At 47.6% G+C, this 1,054-nt stretch carries 1 protein-coding gene and 1 pseudogene; both read right to left on the minus strand.

Going from position 1 to position 1,054, the window contains the following annotated elements; genetic code table 11:
* Positions 1-84 precede the first annotated feature (84 nt).
* Positions 85-444 carry a hypothetical protein gene (locus HX823_RS31520; RefSeq protein ID WP_038848503.1) on the minus strand — a complete coding sequence of 120 codons (360 nt, stop codon included), beginning with the start codon at positions 442-444 and terminating at the stop codon, positions 85-87.
* Between the two features lie 7 nt (positions 445-451).
* Positions 452-1,054 (minus strand): annotated as a pseudogene (locus HX823_RS31870) (rhs family protein); the annotation flags it as partial.

The raw sequence follows: 1,054 nt of genomic DNA on the forward strand, positions 1-1,054 counted from the left end.
GCGCGAGCAAGCTCGCTCGCTCGCCACAGGGGCTCATTTGCCTTGGCGAGCGGGGTTGCTGTAAATGGGCTCGGGCGCTCGCGTTCAACTATTAGACTTGGTCGTGTTGTGATACCGCTCTAAACAAGTCAAAAGAATTTGTATGAATTTTCTCTGATCAGTTACAGGCGCGCTGAAGTAGGTTGCCATATTTTTAAAAACCTCATCAAAGTCATCATTTATAGCTAGGTAGTGTGTGATCGAGGTAATGAACCACTCTTGCTCGGCCCTGCTGTAATCTAAAAATTCTGGCTTGGTCAATTCATCAAATAGCTCGATGAGTTCTTTTTCGTTATTTATGTCCTTTGATGCGATGAGTTTTTCTCGCTCAAAGTCATCCGTATTTTCAATGTCGTAGGTGAACAGTAGTCCACGGATTATTGACATGCTCGGCTTGTTTGTCATTTTCTAGTCATTTCTCCGTGTATGCGGTTTTCGGTTTGCCTTGATTATTTAATATCACTCTTGCTTTACGCTGCTGACTATATTCCATATTGGTTTTGGAATATCCCTCACCAACTGTTTTGCCCATGTCCATAGGTTGTAGCGATGCTGCGAGTCCATTTCTTCTAAAAATAAGCTGGGCTCGATATATCGAGTTTAACTGATCCCTGTGACTGAGATAATGCGTTGCGGCGGGCGGATATTTAGGCTCCCCTACGTTCGGCCCAGATGTGTAACGCTCAATAGTTCCTGTCGTCGGGTTTCTTGCGGTGTTCAAACGTTCGAGTTGAGACGCGAGTGTAGTCTGTGCTCCGTGTTTCTCTAGAAAGTGTGCTCCTGGCGTTGCCTTCTCCAATTCGTCTAGGCGCCTATATGCGTTCGCCTCAGCAAGCTCATCAATTCTTTCCTGACGCTTAGCGCGCGTCAGTTGCGGTAAAGTGGGCTCTCCGACGTTGACGCTTGGCGAAGAGCGTTGAGGGGTAGCGCCTTGTTTGTAGCCGTCTCCACCAGGGCATGAGCTCAACCCTAACGGATCCACCCATCCTGTTGGATTGGGTACGTATTGGTACGC

It is taken from the genome of Pseudomonas sp. P7759 (assembly GCF_013386445.1).
Taxonomy (GTDB): Bacteria; Pseudomonadota; Gammaproteobacteria; order Pseudomonadales; family Pseudomonadaceae; genus Aquipseudomonas; species Aquipseudomonas azotoformans_A.

Bases quoted from the DNA above. Each gene is read 5' to 3' on its own strand.
- HX823_RS31520 (WP_038848503.1), bottom strand. From the start codon at position 444: ATGACAAACAAGCCGAGCATGTCAATAATCCGTGGACTACTGTTCACC.